Source organism: Eisenbergiella sp. OF01-20 (assembly GCF_003478085.1).
Taxonomy (GTDB): domain Bacteria; phylum Bacillota; class Clostridia; order Lachnospirales; family Lachnospiraceae; genus Eisenbergiella.
In genome coordinates, this window is record NZ_QUES01000093.1 from 1 (window position 1) to 715 (window position 715).

Here is a 715-nt window from a genome sequence, read left to right on the forward strand (position 1 = left end):
TACCCACACAATCCAGACGGTATCTGGCTCTTTTGAACCTCATCTTCATTATAGCCTATATCTTTCTTTTTAGCAAGATATTCTTTTGTATTTGTTTTACCGTATTTCTGGGAAATCAGACTGACGAACACATCGGTTGCGTCCAGTTCCCCGTCAAATACAGTGGTCACATGAATCTCTGTTTTGTTTTTTGCCATAGGCAGTTATCCTCCATACATGAAAATAGCCAGACAGAGGGTGTCGGCAACGAAGTCCGGCAACGGGCTTCAAAAGACCTTGCAAACAATCTCAATCTGGCGATGGTTACTATTTATACTTTTCTTTTATTTTTCTGTTGTTTTGGTTGTTATAAGGGAGAAAAGCCCGGAAATAAGGGGTTTTCCCCGGCAACCGGCTCGGCAACGGGATAGCAACAGGGGGTGCAACGGGCGGTCATTTTCAGAATGGAAGCTCCATCTGTTCTGTGACCTCCACAAAACCATCCATCGTTTTTTCAGACGGGTTGCCGGAGTCCGTTGCCGGGTTTTCACGCTCCCAGCCCTTTTGTCTGCCATATTCTGAAAACATTCTTGGGTTCGGGAAGTACCGCCAGCCAGAAATGCACTGGTTCATAATCTCGTTGATTTCCCGGATTTCCCATTGCTTCGGCTCGTCAAAGGCATGGTTCAAGGCTTCCTTATAGAGCTGCTTGGAGCAGACCATGCTCCCGGTGTAC

2 protein-coding genes and 1 pseudogene are annotated in these 715 nt (G+C 46.4%); 1 reads left to right on the forward strand and 2 read right to left on the reverse strand.

All coding sequences use genetic code 11. The features are described from left to right. Positions 1-197, reverse strand: a 197-nt coding sequence (locus DXA36_RS32560; protein WP_002569220.1) for a hypothetical protein, incomplete at its 3' end; no start/stop codon positions are given. Here DXA36_RS32560 and DXA36_RS34135 point away from each other — a divergent pair. Then, complete coding sequence (locus DXA36_RS34135; protein ID WP_021682886.1) at positions 171-410, forward strand: hypothetical protein; 240 nt, start codon at positions 171-173, stop codon at positions 408-410. The genes DXA36_RS32560 and DXA36_RS34135 overlap by 27 nt on opposite strands. Positions 411-438: 28 nt before the next feature. Here DXA36_RS34135 and DXA36_RS33785 read toward each other — a convergent pair. After that, positions 439-715: pseudogene (locus tag DXA36_RS33785) on the reverse strand (virulence-associated E family protein); the annotation flags it as partial.

Bases quoted from the DNA above. Each gene is read 5' to 3' on its own strand.
- DXA36_RS34135 (WP_021682886.1), top strand. From the start codon at position 171: ATGAATCTCTGTTTTGTTTTTTGCCATAGGCAGTTATCCTCCATACAT.